This is a genomic window from Microbacterium sp. 13-71-7 (assembly GCF_002257455.1).
Classification (GTDB): Bacteria; Actinomycetota; Actinomycetes; order Actinomycetales; family Microbacteriaceae; genus Microbacterium.
In genome coordinates, this window is record NZ_NCKN01000093.1 from 1 (window position 1) to 14355 (window position 14355).

At 71.9% G+C, this 14355-nt stretch carries 15 protein-coding genes; 9 read left to right on the forward strand and 6 right to left on the reverse strand.

Annotated features, from left to right (window positions below; all coding sequences use genetic code 11):
• The 3 genes from B7X32_RS10545 to B7X32_RS10555 form a co-directional block, all read left to right on the forward strand.
• The coding region (locus B7X32_RS10545; protein ID WP_292719263.1) for a YbhB/YbcL family Raf kinase inhibitor-like protein at window positions 1–345 on the forward strand (345 nt) is incomplete at its 5' end.
• Between the two features lie 127 nt (window positions 346–472).
• Window positions 473–904 carry a heme-binding protein gene (locus B7X32_RS10550; protein WP_292719265.1) on the forward strand — a complete coding sequence of 144 codons (432 nt, stop codon included), beginning with the start codon at window positions 473–475 and terminating at the stop codon, window positions 902–904.
• Window positions 901–3081 (forward strand): malate synthase G, encoded by a 2181-nt coding sequence (locus tag B7X32_RS10555; protein ID WP_292719267.1) that lies wholly within the window; start codon window positions 901–903, stop codon window positions 3079–3081. The genes B7X32_RS10550 and B7X32_RS10555 overlap by 4 nt, the downstream gene beginning before the upstream one ends.
• A gap of 96 nt (window positions 3082–3177) precedes the next feature.
• Here B7X32_RS10555 and B7X32_RS10560 read toward each other — a convergent pair whose 3' ends face one another.
• Window positions 3178–3705, reverse strand: a complete 528-nt coding sequence (locus tag B7X32_RS10560) for a DUF6611 family protein (protein WP_292719270.1) — start codon at window positions 3703–3705, stop codon at window positions 3178–3180.
• Window positions 3706–3914: 209 nt separating this feature from the next.
• On the opposite strand from B7X32_RS10560, the gene B7X32_RS10565 reads away from it, so the two are divergent.
• Together B7X32_RS10565 and B7X32_RS10570 are read left to right on the forward strand one after the other, a co-directional pair.
• Window positions 3915–4760: an exodeoxyribonuclease III gene (locus B7X32_RS10565; protein WP_292719271.1), complete on the forward strand. Its 846-nt coding sequence runs from the start codon at window positions 3915–3917 to the stop codon at window positions 4758–4760.
• A gap of 118 nt (window positions 4761–4878) precedes the next feature.
• Window positions 4879–5676: a Cof-type HAD-IIB family hydrolase gene (locus B7X32_RS10570; protein ID WP_292719282.1), complete on the forward strand. Its 798-nt coding sequence runs from the start codon at window positions 4879–4881 to the stop codon at window positions 5674–5676.
• Between the two features lie 77 nt (window positions 5677–5753).
• Here B7X32_RS10570 and B7X32_RS10575 read toward each other — a convergent pair whose 3' ends face one another.
• The 5 genes from B7X32_RS10575 to B7X32_RS10595 all read right to left on the reverse strand — a co-directional run bounded on the left by B7X32_RS10575 (window position 5754) and on the right by B7X32_RS10595 (window position 10344).
• Window positions 5754–6944, reverse strand: a complete 1191-nt coding sequence (locus tag B7X32_RS10575) for a carboxypeptidase-like regulatory domain-containing protein (RefSeq protein ID WP_292719272.1) — start codon at window positions 6942–6944, stop codon at window positions 5754–5756.
• Window positions 6945–7241: 297 nt separating this feature from the next.
• Window positions 7242–7859 carry a dihydrofolate reductase family protein gene (locus B7X32_RS10580; protein WP_292719273.1) on the reverse strand — a complete coding sequence of 206 codons (618 nt, stop codon included), beginning with the start codon at window positions 7857–7859 and terminating at the stop codon, window positions 7242–7244.
• Window positions 7856–8620: a helix-turn-helix domain-containing protein gene (locus B7X32_RS10585; RefSeq protein WP_292719274.1), complete on the reverse strand. Its 765-nt coding sequence runs from the start codon at window positions 8618–8620 to the stop codon at window positions 7856–7858. Before B7X32_RS10585 ends, B7X32_RS10580 begins: the two co-directional genes overlap by 4 nt.
• An 18-nt stretch (window positions 8621–8638) precedes the next feature.
• Window positions 8639–9082: a VOC family protein gene (locus B7X32_RS10590; protein WP_292719284.1), complete on the reverse strand. Its 444-nt coding sequence runs from the start codon at window positions 9080–9082 to the stop codon at window positions 8639–8641.
• A 98-nt stretch (window positions 9083–9180) separates the two neighbouring features.
• Entirely contained in the window at window positions 9181–10344 is a 1164-nt protein-coding gene (locus B7X32_RS10595) for an MFS transporter (RefSeq protein ID WP_292719275.1), read from the reverse strand.
• An 89-nt stretch (window positions 10345–10433) separates the two neighbouring features.
• Here B7X32_RS10595 and B7X32_RS10600 point away from each other — a divergent pair, with 89 nt between their 5' ends.
• The 4 genes from B7X32_RS10600 (at window position 10434) to B7X32_RS10615 (ending at window position 14280) form a co-directional block, all read left to right on the forward strand.
• Window positions 10434–11732 (forward strand): sensor histidine kinase, encoded by a 1299-nt coding sequence (locus tag B7X32_RS10600; RefSeq protein ID WP_292719276.1) that lies wholly within the window; start codon window positions 10434–10436, stop codon window positions 11730–11732.
• Window positions 11729–12430, forward strand: coding sequence for a response regulator transcription factor (locus B7X32_RS10605; RefSeq protein WP_292719277.1), 702 nt, complete (start codon window positions 11729–11731; stop codon window positions 12428–12430). The genes B7X32_RS10600 and B7X32_RS10605 overlap by 4 nt, the downstream gene beginning before the upstream one ends.
• 101 nt (window positions 12431–12531) lie before the next feature.
• Window positions 12532–13737 carry a benzoate/H(+) symporter BenE family transporter gene (locus B7X32_RS10610; protein ID WP_292719278.1) on the forward strand — a complete coding sequence of 402 codons (1206 nt, stop codon included), beginning with the start codon at window positions 12532–12534 and terminating at the stop codon, window positions 13735–13737.
• Window positions 13738–14016: 279 nt separating this feature from the next.
• Entirely contained in the window at window positions 14017–14280 is a 264-nt protein-coding gene (locus B7X32_RS10615) for an AbrB/MazE/SpoVT family DNA-binding domain-containing protein (RefSeq protein WP_292719280.1), read from the forward strand.
• Window positions 14281–14355 lie beyond the last annotated feature (75 nt).

Below are 14355 nucleotides of genomic sequence, written 5' to 3' on the forward strand. Positions count from 1 at the left end.
TACGACCCGGACGCACCGACCGGATCCGGCTTCTGGCACTGGGCCGTCGCGAACATCCCGGCCGACGTGCGCTCGCTGCCCGCCGGCGCCGGCGACGGCGAACCCGGATCCCTCCCGGCCCAGGCGATCACCCTGCCGAACGAGGCCCGGCTGCAGCGCTACATCGGCGCCGCTCCGCCCGCCGGCACCGGCGTGCACCGCTACGTCATCACGGTCGATGCGCTCGACATCGAGGAGATCGACCTGGACGGCGACGAGACGCCCGCCTACCTCGGCTTCAACAGGCACTTCCACGTGCTGGCGCGCGGGATCCTGGTCGGGACGGCCGATCCCTCCGAGCGCTGAGCGGACCGGATGGGATACCAATCCTGAACCACTTCTTTTCGACATGTGGAACTTAAGATTCACATTGTGGTAATCTCCTCGCGAAGGTAATCTCGACATCGAGATAAATCACGCCGAGGAGACGCCGATGTCCACGCACCGACAGACCGTCACGATCACATACGAGACGGCGGCCCGTGCCGTGGCCCTCGCCCTCGAGATCGGCGCAGAGCGCGGCCTGCCCACCGTGGCCGCCGTCGCGGATCCGTCGATGACGCTCATCGCCTACGGCATGGCCGACGGATCGACCCCGCACAGCGCCGACACGTCCCAGCGCAAGGCGAAGAGCAGCGCCTCGATCCGCCGCCGCACCGGCCAGATCGCCGAGGCGCTCTCCGCGACCCTGCCGCTCGGCACGGGCGGCACCATGACGACGATCGACGGGGGCGTGCCGATCTTCTTCGGCGAGCATCACGTCGGCGGCCTCGGCATCGCCGGAGGCCCCCCTGCGCTCGACGCGGAGATCGCCCTGGAAACCCTGAAGCGCCTCGGCGCCCGCACAGAAGGAATGGAACTATGACCTCGTACCTCTCCCGCGCAGACCTGTCGGTCGCCGCGCCGATCGTCGAGTTCGCTGAAGCGTCGCTTGCCGATTCCGGTCGCGACGCCACGGCGTTCTGGGCGGGCGTGAGCGAGATCGTGCACGACCTGGTGCCGCGCAACGCCGCGCTGCTCGCCCGGCGCGATGAGCTGCAGCAGCAGATCGACGAGTTCCACCGCCGGAACCCCGGACAGCCGGATCCCGCCGCCTACCGCGCCTTCCTCACCGAGATCGGTTATCTGGTCCCCGTCCCGGAGCAGGTCACGGTGACGACCGAGAACGTCGACCCCGAGATCGCCACGATGGCGGGCCCCCAGCTCGTCGTGCCGCTCCTGAACGCCCGCTTCGCGCTGAACGCGGCGAACGCCCGCTGGGGATCCCTGTACGACGCGCTCTACGGCACCGACGCGATCGAGCGCACCGGCGACCTCGCCCCCGGGAAGAAGTTCAACCCGGCGCGCGCCGCGGCCGTGGTCTCCTTCGGCCGCGAGCTGCTCGACGAGATCGCCCCTCTGGCCGAGGGCTCGCACCGCGACGCCACCGGATACCGCGTGGACGCGGACGGGCTCGTCGTGTCGACCGCCTCAGGAGACCGCCGCCTCGCGGATCCGGCGCGCTTCGTCGGCTTTACGGGCGACGCCGGCTCCCCCGCCACCGTGCTGCTCGTGCAGAACGGCCTGCACGCCGAGATCCTGGTCGACCGCACCGGCGCCATCGGCCGCACCGACGCGGCGGGCGTGCAGGACATCATCCTCGAGTCCGCGCTCACGGCGATCCTCGACCTGGAGGACTCCGTGGCCGCGGTCGACGGCGACGACAAGGCGCTCGGCTACCGCAACTGGCGCGGCTTCATGGACGGCACCCTCTCCGAGTCCGTCACCAAGGGCGGGAAGACGTTCACCCGCTCGCTCGCCGCGGACCGCGTCTACCGCACGGCCGACGGCGGCGAGGTCGCCCTCCCCGGCCGCGCCGTGCTGTTCGTCCGCAACGTCGGCCACCTCATGCGCACCCCCGCGGTGCTCGACCGTCACGGCGACGAGGTCTTCGAGGGCATCCTCGACGCGATCATGACGGCGCTCGGATCCCTGCCCGAGCTCGAGGGGGCGAACAAGGGCGCCAACTCGCGCACCGGATCCATGTACATCGTGAAGCCGAAGATGCACGGACCCGAGGAGGTCGCGTTCGCCGCCGAGCTGTTCGGCCGCGTGGAGGATCTGCTGGGCCTGCCGGCCGGCACCATGAAGGTCGGCATCATGGACGAGGAGCGCCGCACGTCGGCGAACCTCGCCGCCTCGATCGCCGCCGCGAGCGACCGCGTGGTCTTCATCAACACCGGATTCCTCGACCGCACGGGCGACGAGATCCACACCTCGCTGCACGCCGGCCCGTTCCTGCCCAAGGCTGGGATCAAGGCGCAGCCGTTCATGCAGGCCTACGAGGACCGCAACGTCGCGATCGGCGTCGCGAGCGGCCTCAGCGGACGCGCCCAGATCGGCAAGGGCATGTGGGCCGAGCCCGACCTCATGCACGACATGCTCCAGAAGAAGATCGCGCACCCGCGCTCCGGGGCCTCGACCGCCTGGGTGCCGTCGCCCACGGCCGCGACCCTGCACGCCCTGCACTATCACCAGGTCGACGCGTTCGCCGCGCGGGCCGCGCTGCCGCCGGTCTCTGACGACGCGCTGGACCGCCTGCTGGTGCCGCCGCTCGCTCCCGAGGGTGCGCTGACGGCGGAGATCGTCGCGACCGAGGTGGACAACAACGTGCAGTCGATCCTCGGCTACGTGGTGCGCTGGATCGACCAGGGCATCGGCGTCTCGAAGGTGCCGGACATCCACGACGTCGGCCTCATGGAGGATCGCGCCACTCTGCGCATCTCGAGCCAGCTGCTGGCGAACTGGCTGCAGCACGGCGTGATCACCGAGGCGCAGATCGACGACAGCCTCCGCCGCCTCGCGGTGGTCGTCGACGCGCAGAACGCGGGCGACGCGAACTACGAGCCGCTCGCGTTCGCGGAGGGATCAGCCCCCGGCATCGCCTTCACGGCCGCCCGCCGCCTCATCACCGAGGGCGCCGCGCAGCCGAGCGGCTACACCGAGCCGCTGCTGCACGGCCTGCGCCGCGAGAAGAAGGCCGAGCAGCTCGCCCGCGTCTGACCCTCGTTCCACTTCCGAGTCGTCCCCATGAGCGGACCCCATAGGGTGCGCTCGCGGGGACGACTCGATGATGGAGGGGCACGCAGAGGGGGGCGCTCACGCCTGTGCGTGGGTGTAGGTCGCGCGCCAGACCTGCAGGAAGCGCTCCGGATCCATCGCGCCGGCGCGATACTCCTCGCTCGCCTGCTGCATCGTGTCGGCGAGCGCGTCGAGGCGGCGCTGGGCCTCGCGATCCGCCGTGTCGGGCTGGAGTCCGGACGTGCAGGACGCGACCCTGGCCGCGTCGTGCCGCACCGCTCGCGTGCTCCTGGCCAGGACGATGCCGGCCGGGATCGCGACCGCCGCGATCGCCAGGAGGGCGATCAGCGGGGAGACGCCCGCCGCCGCGAACCCGATCCAGGCGAGCAGCGCGCCCCCGGCGACGACCGTGCCGAACACGCGGGACAGCTCCGCCCAGCGCCGGTCGTGCTCCGAGGCGTCCGGCGAGTAGATGACGAGCTCGCTCGAGACGACGCCGTACCGGCTGACCGAGCGCGACAGGTGACCCCAGTGCGGGCGGGGCCGGTGCGCGACCGCCGCCGGATGCCGGTGCTCCGACGGCGTGAACCGCTGTTCCATGACCATGGATCCACCCTGCGCCGGTCGTCGCGGCCCGGATCCCGTCCCTACGGAATGCAAACGGGTGCGGCCAGGATCCCTGCGCTTCCCGTACGGGTGCGTCGGGCACGCCCGCGGTCGGGCACGCCCGCGGCCGGGCGGGGCCGCGTTCGGGCGGCCCTGCAGCGCCTCGACGCCCGGCCGGCGATGTCGCCGCCCGCCCGTAGGCTGGATCCATGCGCCTGGCCACCTGGAACGTCAACTCCATCCGCACCCGCGTCGCCCGTACCGTCGAGTTCGCCGTCCGCGAGGACATCGACGTGCTCGCGATGCAGGAGATCAAGTGCAAGCCGGAGCAGTTCCCGTATGCGCCCTTCGAGGAGGCCGGCTACCACGTCGAGGTGCACGGCCTGAACCAGTGGAACGGCGTCGCGATCGCGAGCCGCGAGCCGATGACCGACGTGCGCACGTCCTTCGACGGCATGCCCGGCTTCGCCAAGGGCCACGAGGGCCCCGATGCGCCGCTCGAGGCCAGGGCGCTCGGCGCGATCGTGAACGGCGTGCGCGTCTGGAGCCTGTACGTGCCCAACGGCCGTTCGCTCGACGACCCGCACCTCGCGTACAAGCTGCACTGGCTCGATGCGCTGCGCACCTCGACCGCGGCCGAGCTCGCGGCCTCGCCCGGCCTGCCCCTCGCGCTCGTCGGAGACTTCAACATCATCCCGTTCGACCACGACAACGGGGATCCGGACATCGTGGTCGGCAAGTCCACGCACGTCTCCCCCGAGGAGCGCGCGGCGTTCTTCGCGCTGGAGTCGGCGGGCGTGCAGGACGTCGTGCGACCGCTGCTTCCCGAGGGCTACACGTACTGGGACTACCAGCGGCTCAAGTTCCCGCGCAACGAGGGCATCAGGATCGACTTCGTGCTCGGGTCCTCGGCCCTCGCCGATGCCGTGAAGGGCGCCTCGATCCACCGCGAGGAGCGCAAGGGCGAGCAGCCCAGCGACCACGTGCCGGTGGTCGTCGACCTCGAACTGGGCGGCGCGGAGGACGACGGCGACATGCCGATGATCTTCGCCTGATGAGCACCGTCGCGGATCCGGCCGACACCGCCCCCGGTCCCTGAGCGAGGAGCGCAGCGACGAGACGAAGGGCGCCGCGGTCGATCGAAACCCGGTCACCCGCCCCCCGATCCGCCTGATCGCGACGGATCTCGACGGCACCCTGCTGGATCCCGCGGGCCACGTGAGCGCGCGCACCCGCGCCGCCCTCGATGCCGCCCGCGCCGCGGGGATCGTCGTGGTGCCGGTGACGGCGCGGCAGCCGATCGGCCTGCGCGCGATCGCCGCGGAGGCCGGCTTCGACGGCTGGGCCCTGTGCGGGAACGGGGCGTACGGCATCCATCTGCACACGCACGAGCAGCTGTTCGCCACCGAGATCGCGGTGCCGGTGCAGCAGCGGATCGCGCGGGAGCTGGGCACGCGGATCGACGGGCTGCTGTTCGCGAGCGTGCGCGAGGCCGGTGAGGTCTTCGTCGCCCAGGCGGGCTATGCCGAGGTCGCCGCGCACAGCGACCACAAGCGCGATCCGGCGGCGATGGGCGCGGCCCCGCTCGCCGAGGTGCTGTCCGCGCCGAGCCTGAAGCTCGTGATCCGTCACCGCTCGATGCCTCCCGCGGAGATCTTCGCCGCGCTGCGCACTCTGGACCAGAGCGGTTTCGCGGCGACGCTGTCGGGTGCGCCGTTCGTCGAGGTCATGGCGGAGGGCGTCACCAAGGCCACCGGGCTCGCGCAGCTGTGCGACCGACTGGGCATCGACCGCAGCGAGGTCCTCGCGTTCGGCGACGCCCTCAACGACGTGGAGATGCTGCGCTGGGCCGGCCGGGGCGTCGCGATGGCGAACGCCGAGCCCGAGGCCCTCGCCGCGGCGGACGAGTTCGCTCCCTCGAACGCCGAGGACGGCGTCGCGATCGTGCTGGAGCGCGTGCTCGCGGGTTGACCCGTGCGGGTGTTCCCGGCGGAACGACGGCGGGGCCGGAGTGGACGAATCCACACCCGGCCCCGCCGCGCGTCGTGTCAGGCCCTGCGGCGGACGCGGATCACCGCGAGGCCGAGGAGCAGCATCAGTGCTCCGCCCAGCAGCGCGGCGCTCGGGATCTCCGCACCGGTCGCCGCGAGCTGCGCGGTGCCGGAGCCGGAAGCGGACGCGGGTGCCGCAGGCGTGGAGCCGGCGCCCGAGGGATCGGTTCCCGTACCGCCCGTTCCGGATCCGTCGGATCCACCAGGCGTGGTCGCGCCGGCCACGGTCAGCGCCGAGCCACCGGTCAGCGTCGACATCTGGCCCGTGAGCACGATCCGGTGCGCGCCCGCGGGCGCATCCGCCGGGATCGTGACGGTGGTGTCGACGACGCCGTCGGCCCCGGCCGTGACCATCCCGAGAGAGATCGGGGTGGAGTGCAGCTCGATGAGAACGGGCTCTCGGGGAGCGAAGCCCGAACCCGTCACATGAACTGCGGCGCCCGGTTGGACGGTGCCGACGGAGAGCGCGACATCTGCCGACAACGAGGACAAATCGAAGTCGATGCCCGTCGTGTCACTCGTGCTGACGACGACCGGGGTCGCATCCGATGCCGAGGCCGCGTGCGAGTAGTACTGCGGCGCCACGGCGTAGGCCAGTCCCTCGGTGGGTTCGGCTCTGACCGTGTATGTGCCGGGACCGACCTTGACGCTGTAGGTGCCGTCCGCGTGAACGTACGACATGCCGATGAACTCGCCCCCGGCCTCGGCGACCACCGCGATATGCGAGGAGCCCCCGCGCATATCGATCGCTCCGTCGACCAGCACCGAGCCGCTGATCGACACGGTCGGGTCGAGGCTCGCGTCGATGCCTGTCAGGTCCACGCCGTCCGCGACCGTGATGGGGGTCGCGCTCTGCGGGTTCGCGGCGCCGTTCCACCACTGCTTGGCGAGTTCCAGCTGCGGATCGCTGAAAAAGACCGTGTACTGCCCTGGCGCCACGTTCGAGATCCGGTAGGCGCCGGTGTCATCGGTCGAAGTGACGAAGTGTCCGTTGTCGCCGCGCACGTCCACGAAGACACCCGCCGCGGGCTGTCCGTCCGCGGCTCGGGTCACCGTCCCGCTGACGGAACCCGTCCCCGTCGTCGGAGCGGCACTCGCCGCCCCCGCTCCGGTGAACATCAGCGCCGCGGCGAGCAGCGCGGTGAGCGCGCCCTTCCAGCCGCGGCGTCCGGACACACGTGCAGACATCCTGGTCCCCCCATCGGGTCAGCGGCCGCCCTCCATCGGGTCGGGCCGGAGCCTGAGGAACCAGGCGTCGATGCAATCTATCGTCATAGGGTTCTCCCAGGAAAGAGGCAATTCCTGCGAGCCGGATCCGGACATGGGAACAGCCGCACCTCCCAGAGTGCGGCTGTTCGGGTCGGCGTCCCCGCGCGTTACGGATGACTGTAGTTTCGCGGTGCTCCGCCAGCTAGACGGATCCGCGATATTCCGGTCACGAATCCGACACGGTGCGCGCTCCGCGCATCGCGCCGACGTGCGTCCTCACATCGTGCCGGTGGCCGGTTCTCCCGGCAGAGGTGCGTAACGCAGCAGCAGCGTGCCGCCATCGCCGGACTCGGCGTGCACGAGCCGGAGGTTGTGCGGCGTCGCGCCGTCGGGGAACACCTTCTTGCCCTGCCCCAGCACGATCGGATAGACCCAGAGCTGCAGCTCGTCGTAGAGCTGCTCGGAGAGCAGGGTCTGCACGAAGTCGACGCTGCCGATCACGTGCACGTCCTGGTGCCTCTCGCGCAGCGCCGCGATCTCGGCGGGCAGATCCGCGCCGACCCTGGTGCTGCCCTGCCAGTCGAGCTGGATCCCGGCGTCGCGGGACGCCACGTACTTCGGCACCCTGTCGAACAGCTGCCCGATCGGGCCCTCGGGCCCGGTCGTGTGCTGCGGCCAGTATCCGGCGAAGATGTCGTAGGTGCGGCGGCCCAGCAGCAGCGCGTCCAGGGTCTCCATCCCCGCCATCACGCTGCCCATGACGGCTTCGCTGGGCAGCGGCGCCTGCCAGCCGCCGAAGCGGAAGCCGTTGCTCGTGTCCTCCTCCGGCCCGCCCGGTGCTTGGGCGACGCCGTCGAGCGTCGTGAACAGGTCGATGATGATGCGTCCGGTCATGATGTGCTCTGCTCCTTCGTGGTCGAGCCCTTCGACGGGCTCGGGATCCGACGGCCGACTGTCCCGCCCCTCGGCGACGCTACGCCGCGAGGGGGGGCGATGTGGAAGGTCTGGGCGAAGTCGTCCAGGATCCGCTCGTCGCCGCGGACGACCGCGACCAGGTCCTGCGCGATCGCCTCCGCCGGGGTGACGTCCCCGGCGATGAGGTGCCGGATGCCTGGTCCGGCCACGATGACCGCCTCGGGGTCGCCGGGCGGCACCGCCCCGCCGACCGGCGGAGCGGGCGGGGCGAGCTGCGTGACCGCGAGCAGGCCGTCGCGGACGATGGCCCGCAGCGCGACGTCGCCCACGTGCAGTTCGACGTCGAGGCGGCGGGCCCGGTCCGGCCGGAACGACGTGCGCAGCGCCATCGTGAGCGAGTCGGGCGTGACGACATCGCCCTCGTCCGGGTCGCCCATCGCCTGGAACCCCCAGCGCCCGAGCGCGAGCACGATGGGCTCCAGCGCCTGCCCGTACGGCGTGAGCTCGTAGACGAGCCCGCTGCCGTGCAGGGGCGCCCGGCGCACCACCCCGCCCTCCTGCAGCTCCTTGAGCCGCGTGGACAGGATGTTCGTCGGGATGCGCGGCAGCCCCTGCTTGAGATCCGTGTATCGGCGCGGCCCGACGAGCAGGTCGCGCACGATCAGCAGCGCCCAGCGCTCGCCGATCAGCTCGACGGCCGTGGTGACGCCGCAGTACTGGCCGTAGCTGCGCGCGGCCATGTCAGCACTCTCCCCGCATCAGGAGGTCGCGTCGCTCGCCGCGGCCACCGACGCCTCGGCCCCCTGCTCCCCCGCGGGAACCATGTACAGGAACCCGAGGGAGTTGCCGTCCGGGTCGTCCAGGTCGCGCGAGTACATGAAGCCGTAGTCCTGGGCGGGCTGGGGCTCGGTGCCGCCCGCCGCGAGCCCCTTCGCGATCGCCGCGTCGACCTCCTCCCGGGAGTCGAGCGCGAACGATGCGGACGTCTGCAGCGAGACCCTCGGATCCACGATCGGCTTCTCGGTGAAGGTCGCGAAGAACTCGCGCGTGATCATCATGAAGAAGATGTTGTCGTCCCAGACCACGCAGACGCCGTTCTCGTCGGACATCTCGGGGTTGATCGCGCAGCCGAGCGCCATGTAGAAGGCCTTCGTGCGCTCGAGGTCGGTGACGGGCAGGCTGATGAAGACGTTGGCCACGATGACTCCTCTGTCAGTGTCGATGGACCCGGAGCGGATCCGATGCGACAAGCTTGCTTTTAACAAGCACGCTTGTCAAGAGCAAGCACGGGCCTTCCGGCTCAGCCCCTCCGCGGTGTCCGCAACCCCCAGACGGCGAGCACCCCGGCGCCGGCGGTGAGCCCCGCCACGACGACGAGCCCCACGCCGGGGATCGTCGCGGTCGCCACGGCCCCGGCGACGAGCGGTCCCCCGGCGTCGCCCAGCTCGCGCCCGAGCTCCGCGGATCCCATCGTGCGCCCCATCCGCTCCGGCGGCGTGGACGCGGCCAGATGGGAGAACGCCACCGGCGTGGCGAGCCCCACGCCGGCGCCGATGAGCACGGCCCCGACCAGCAGCGTCGGCAGCTCGGGCCACAGCCCGGCGACCAGGATCCCGCCCGCCAACAGCGCCAGTCCCCCGACCGCGCCCACCCGCACGGGAAGGCGGCCGCGGTCGTGTAGAGATCCCGCGAACGGCTGCACGATGCTGCTCACGACGGCCAGCACCGTGACGAGCGCCATGCTGCCGACCGTGCCGATGCCGCTCTCCCGGCCGAGAAGCGGGAGGAAACCGACCGCGACCGCGAGGCCGCCGGTCGTCGCCGCGAGCACGAGGGTCGGCACCAGGAATCCGGGCGCCGTGAGCTCGCGCGCGAGATCCGCGACGGTGACGCGCTTGCGGGGCAGCACGGGAACCGCCGGGACGCCGAACCGCACCCACGCGGCGGCCACCAGCGCCACCGCGGCGAGCGCCCAGAACAGGGCGGGAAGGCCCGCCCAGACGACCAGTCCGGCGCCGAGCAGCGGACCGAGTGCGTAACCGAGGCCCTTCCAGGATCCGTAGCGCCCGAAGTAGCGGCCGCGGGACGCCTCGTCCGCGAGCCGCGCGACCGCGGCGGACGATGCCGGGGAGAACGCCGAGGCCGCCGCGCCCTGGCCGAATCGCGCGACGATGAGTCCGACGGTGCCCGGCACGAGGGCGCCCACGACCGAGAACGCGGCGAAGGCGAGGAGCCCCGCGACGATGACCGGGCGCACGCCGATCCGGTCGCTGAGCGCGCCGAACACGGGCTTCAGCAGCACCTCGGCGAGGTCGTACAGCGCGAGGGTGAAGCCGAACGCGAGCAGGGTCCAGCCGATGTCCTCGGTCTCCGCGCCGAGGGCGGCGGCGATCCCGTGCGCACCGAAGGCCGTCGTGAAGCCGGCGAGGTACAGCGGGGCGAGGCGCGGCTGCGGTGAGGTCACCGCTCCAGTGTCCCATCCGGGCCGCGGCCGCTCCGGGGATCCGTCGTGCGGGGGATGTCCTGCGGCGACGGCCGCCCTACGGTGGAGGGATGCCGCCGTTCACCCGCATCCCGACCGCGCGCGAGCTGCGGCAGGACGTGATCCTGGCCGGCGTCGTGCTCGTGGGCGGGATCCTCAGCGCCGGCCTCTCCTCGATCGCGAAGGTCTACGGCACCGAACAGGCCGAGCTGTGGACCGCGATGCCGTACGTCGCCGTCGTCGCGGCGGCGCTCGCGGTGCGACGGAGATGGCCGGCGGCGGTCGCCGTCGTCGTGTCGCTCGCGTTCGTGGTGGCGACCACGCTGCACGTCCCGGAGATCTACGCCGGCAACATCGCCATGTTCATCGCCCTGTACACGGTGGGCGCCTGGATGAACGCGCGCCGCACCGCGTTCCTGGTGCGCGTGGGGATCATCGTCGTGATGGCCGTATGGCTGGTCATCGAGATGTACCGCCAGGCGATCGACCAGGCGCACAAGGCCGACGTGGTCGCGGGGATGTTCTCCCCGCTCGTCGCTTTCCTCATGCTGCAGGTGCTGCTGAACGTGCTGTACTTCGGCGGCGCCTATTACTTCGGCGAGCGCAGCTGGAGCGCCGCCCGCCAGAGGGCCGCCCTCGAGCAGCGCACCGCGGAGCTCGAGCGCGAGCGTGCGCTCAGCGCCGCGCAGGCCGTGGCCCTGGACCGCGTGCGCATCGCCCGCGAGCTGCACGACGTCGTGGCCCACCACGTCTCGGTCATGGGCGTGCAGGCGGGCGCCGCCCGCATGATGATCCCGCAGGATCCGCAGGCCGCCGCGACGATCGTCGCCGGCATCGAGACCGCGGCGCGCGACGCGATCCGCGACTTCCATCAGCTGCTCGACACGCTGCGGGCTCCGGGCGACAGCGATGACGCGTCCTCGACCGTCGGGATCGACGACATCGCCGAGCTCGCCGCGGCATCGACGGCGGCGGGCCTGCCCACGCGGCTGCAGGTGATCGGCGACGCGGTCCCGGTGCCGCGCGTGACCGCGGTCAACCTCTACCGGATCGCCCAGGAATCGCTCACGAACGCCCGCCGTCATGCCGGTCCCGACGCCGTCGCGGACGTGAGGATCCGGTACGAGCAGGGTTCTGTCGAACTCGAGGTCGTGAACACGGGCCGCATGGTCACGGGACTCCGCCCCGGCCTCGGCCAGCTCGGCATGCGCGAGCGGGCGACGGCTTCCGGCGGATCGATCGAGCTCGTGGCACGACCGGCCGGCGGATTCCGGGTGCGGGCGACGCTGCCCGTTCCTGCGACGAGCTCCGGCGATGCCGCGGCGGACTCCGCACGCGGTGCGCGCGGCGGCCGAGGGGAGACGAGGTGAGCGCTCCGACCCGCGTGATGATCGTCGACGACCACGCCATGCTCCGCGCGGGGTTCCGCACGATCCTCGACCTGCAGCCCGACATCGAGGTCGTGGGCGAGGCCGGCACCGGATCCGAGGCGGTGTCCCTCGCCGGATCCCTGCTGCCCGACGTGATCACGATGGACGTGCAGATGCCCGACATGGACGGGCTCGAGGCGACCCGGCTGATCAGGGCGGACGGGCGGATCCGCGCGTCGATCGCGATCGTGACGACCTTCGACCGCGACGACTACCTGTTCGACGCGCTGGATGCCGGCGCGAGCGGCTTCCTCTTGAAGAACGCCGGGCCAGAGGAGCTCGTCGCCGCCGTCCGCGCCCTGGCCGCCGGCGACGGCATGCTCGCGCCCGAGGTGACCCGGCGGGTCCTGCAGCGGTTCGCGGCGCGCACGGACGGGATCCCGGTCCCGGAACGGCACTCGAGCACGACGAGCGGATCCGCCGCCCTGCCCAGCGCGGCGCTGCCCGAGCCGCTCACCGACCGCGAGGCGGAGGTGCTGCGGCTGGTCGCCGAGGCGTGGAGCAACGCCGAGATCGCGGCCGAACTGTTCATCGGCGAGGCGACCGTGAAGACGCACGTGTCGCGGATCCTGCAGAAGCTCGGCGCCCGCGACCGCGTGCAGGCCGTGGTGCTGGCGCACCGGCTGGGCCTGGCGTAGCCGCGGGGGCGGTTCCCCGCCCACGTTCGCAGGACGTCCGGCACGCGCACATCGGCCCTCGGAGGCATCGGCGGCCCCGCACCGCCCGCTAGCCTCTCCCCATGCCCGAAACCGCGAGCCCTCCGGCGCCCCGCCCTCGCTCATCGCCGTCCCGCCCGATCATGGCCGGGGTCGTCACGGCGCTCGTCGGGTTCACGAGCTCGTTCGCGGTCGTGCTCACCGGCCTCGCCGCGGTGGGTGCGACCCACGCGCAGGCCGCGAGCGGACTGCTCGCGCTCTGCCTCACGATGGGCGTCGCCGGCATCGTGCTGGCCTGGCGTTACCGCATGCCCATCACCTCCGCGTGGTCGACGCCGGGTGCGGCGCTGCTCGCCGCCTCGGGCGCGATCGAGGGAGGCTGGCCCGCCGCCGTCGGGGCCTTCCTCATCGTCGCGGCGCTCATCCTGCTCACGGCGCTCGTGCCGCAGCTCGGATCCCTCATCGCCGCGATCCCTCCGTCGATCGCGCAGGCCATGCTCGCCGGCGTGCTGCTGCCGCTGTGCCTCGCGCCGATCGGCGGGCTCGCCAAGAACCCGTGGGCGGTGGTCCCCGTGCTGCTGACCTGGTTGGTGTTCGCCCGACTCGCGCCCCGCTGGGCGGTGCCGCTGGCGTTCCTCGCGGCGACGGTCGTCATCGTGATCGGGATCGTGACCGGCGGCTCTGCGAGCATCGTGGATCCCGCCGCGCTGCTGCCGCACCTCGAGCTGACGATGCCGACGTTCACCGTCGGGGCGCTCGTCGGCATCGCCCTGCCGCTGTTCATCGTGACGATGGCTTCGCAGAACGTGCCCGGCGTGGCCGTGATGCGCAGCTTCGGCTACGAGGTGCCGTGGCGTCCGGCGATGCTCGCGACCGGCATCGGCAGCGCCCTCGGCGCCGCCGCCGGCGGGCACGCGATCAACCTCGCCGCGATCAGCGCCGCCCTCGCCGCCGCCCCCGACGCGGAGCCGGATCCGAAGCGCCGCTGGATCGCCGGCGTCTCGACCGGGGCGTCGTACCTGGTGCTGGGCGGGTGCTCGGCCGCGTTCGCCGCGCTCGTGGTGCTCGCCCCGGTCGCGGTGATCCCGGCCGTCGCCGGCGTGGCCCTGTTCGGCGCGTTCGGATCCGCCGTGCAGCAGGCGATCGACGACCCGGGCGAGCGCACCCCTGCCGTGGTGACGTTCCTCGTCGCCGCCTCCGGCATGGCGTTCTGGGGTGTCAGCGCGGCGTTCTGGGCGCTCCTCGCCGGCCTGCTCGTCCGCGCCGTCCTGCACCTCGGCCGCCGCTGATTCCCCGCCCCCGGAGCGGGGTCGGGTCAGGCCGCGTCGCTCTCGGGCCGGCCCGGGGCGGGGCTTCTCCACTTCCGAGTCGTCCCCACGAGCGCACGCCAGAGACTCCGCTGAAGGGGACGACTCGGAAGTGGAGGCACCCAAACCTCGCGTCGTCCCCCTGAGCGCACGCCATAGCCTCCGCTGACGGGGACGACTCGAAGAGTGGTTCCTTACTCTTGCGCCCATCTCCTTTCAGGCGGATCCTGGAAAGGAGGACGCGTTCGAGGAGGGATCATCATGCCGATCGCCACGATGACGAGCAAGGGCCAGATCACCCTGCCCAAGGAGATGCGCGACGAGCTGAAGCTCGTGGCCGGCTCCAAGGTCATGTTCGTACGGCTGCCCACCGGGCAGTACTCCGTGGTGCCGAAGACCGGGAGCATCTCGGACATCTTCGGGATGCTGCATCGCGACGATGCACCGGTTCTGACGATCGAGGAGATGGACGACGCGGTCGCGGAGGCCGTCGCCGAGGATGACGCGCGGAGCCGGAGCGTCTGACGATGCTGGTTCCGCATGCGATGACCGGCATCGATACCAACGTCATCCTGCGCGCCGCGCTCGATGACGACCCGG

Excerpts from the sequence above, each read along its gene's own strand:
- B7X32_RS10550 (WP_292719265.1), top strand. The coding sequence starts at position 473 with ATGTCCACGCACCGACAGACCGTCACGATCACATACGAGACGGCGGCC.
- B7X32_RS10555 (WP_292719267.1), top strand. The coding sequence starts at position 901 with ATGACCTCGTACCTCTCCCGCGCAGACCTGTCGGTCGCCGCGCCGATC.
- B7X32_RS10560 (WP_292719270.1), bottom strand. The coding sequence starts at position 3,705 with ATGGTCATGGAACAGCGGTTCACGCCGTCGGAGCACCGGCATCCGGCG.
- B7X32_RS10565 (WP_292719271.1), top strand. The coding sequence starts at position 3,915 with ATGCGCCTGGCCACCTGGAACGTCAACTCCATCCGCACCCGCGTCGCC.
- B7X32_RS10575 (WP_292719272.1), bottom strand. The coding sequence starts at position 6,944 with ATGTCTGCACGTGTGTCCGGACGCCGCGGCTGGAAGGGCGCGCTCACC.
- B7X32_RS10580 (WP_292719273.1), bottom strand. The coding sequence starts at position 7,859 with ATGACCGGACGCATCATCATCGACCTGTTCACGACGCTCGACGGCGTC.
- B7X32_RS10585 (WP_292719274.1), bottom strand. The coding sequence starts at position 8,620 with ATGGCCGCGCGCAGCTACGGCCAGTACTGCGGCGTCACCACGGCCGTC.
- B7X32_RS10600 (WP_292719276.1), top strand. The coding sequence starts at position 10,434 with ATGCCGCCGTTCACCCGCATCCCGACCGCGCGCGAGCTGCGGCAGGAC.
- B7X32_RS10610 (WP_292719278.1), top strand. The coding sequence starts at position 12,532 with ATGCCCGAAACCGCGAGCCCTCCGGCGCCCCGCCCTCGCTCATCGCCG.
- B7X32_RS10615 (WP_292719280.1), top strand. The coding sequence starts at position 14,017 with ATGCCGATCGCCACGATGACGAGCAAGGGCCAGATCACCCTGCCCAAG.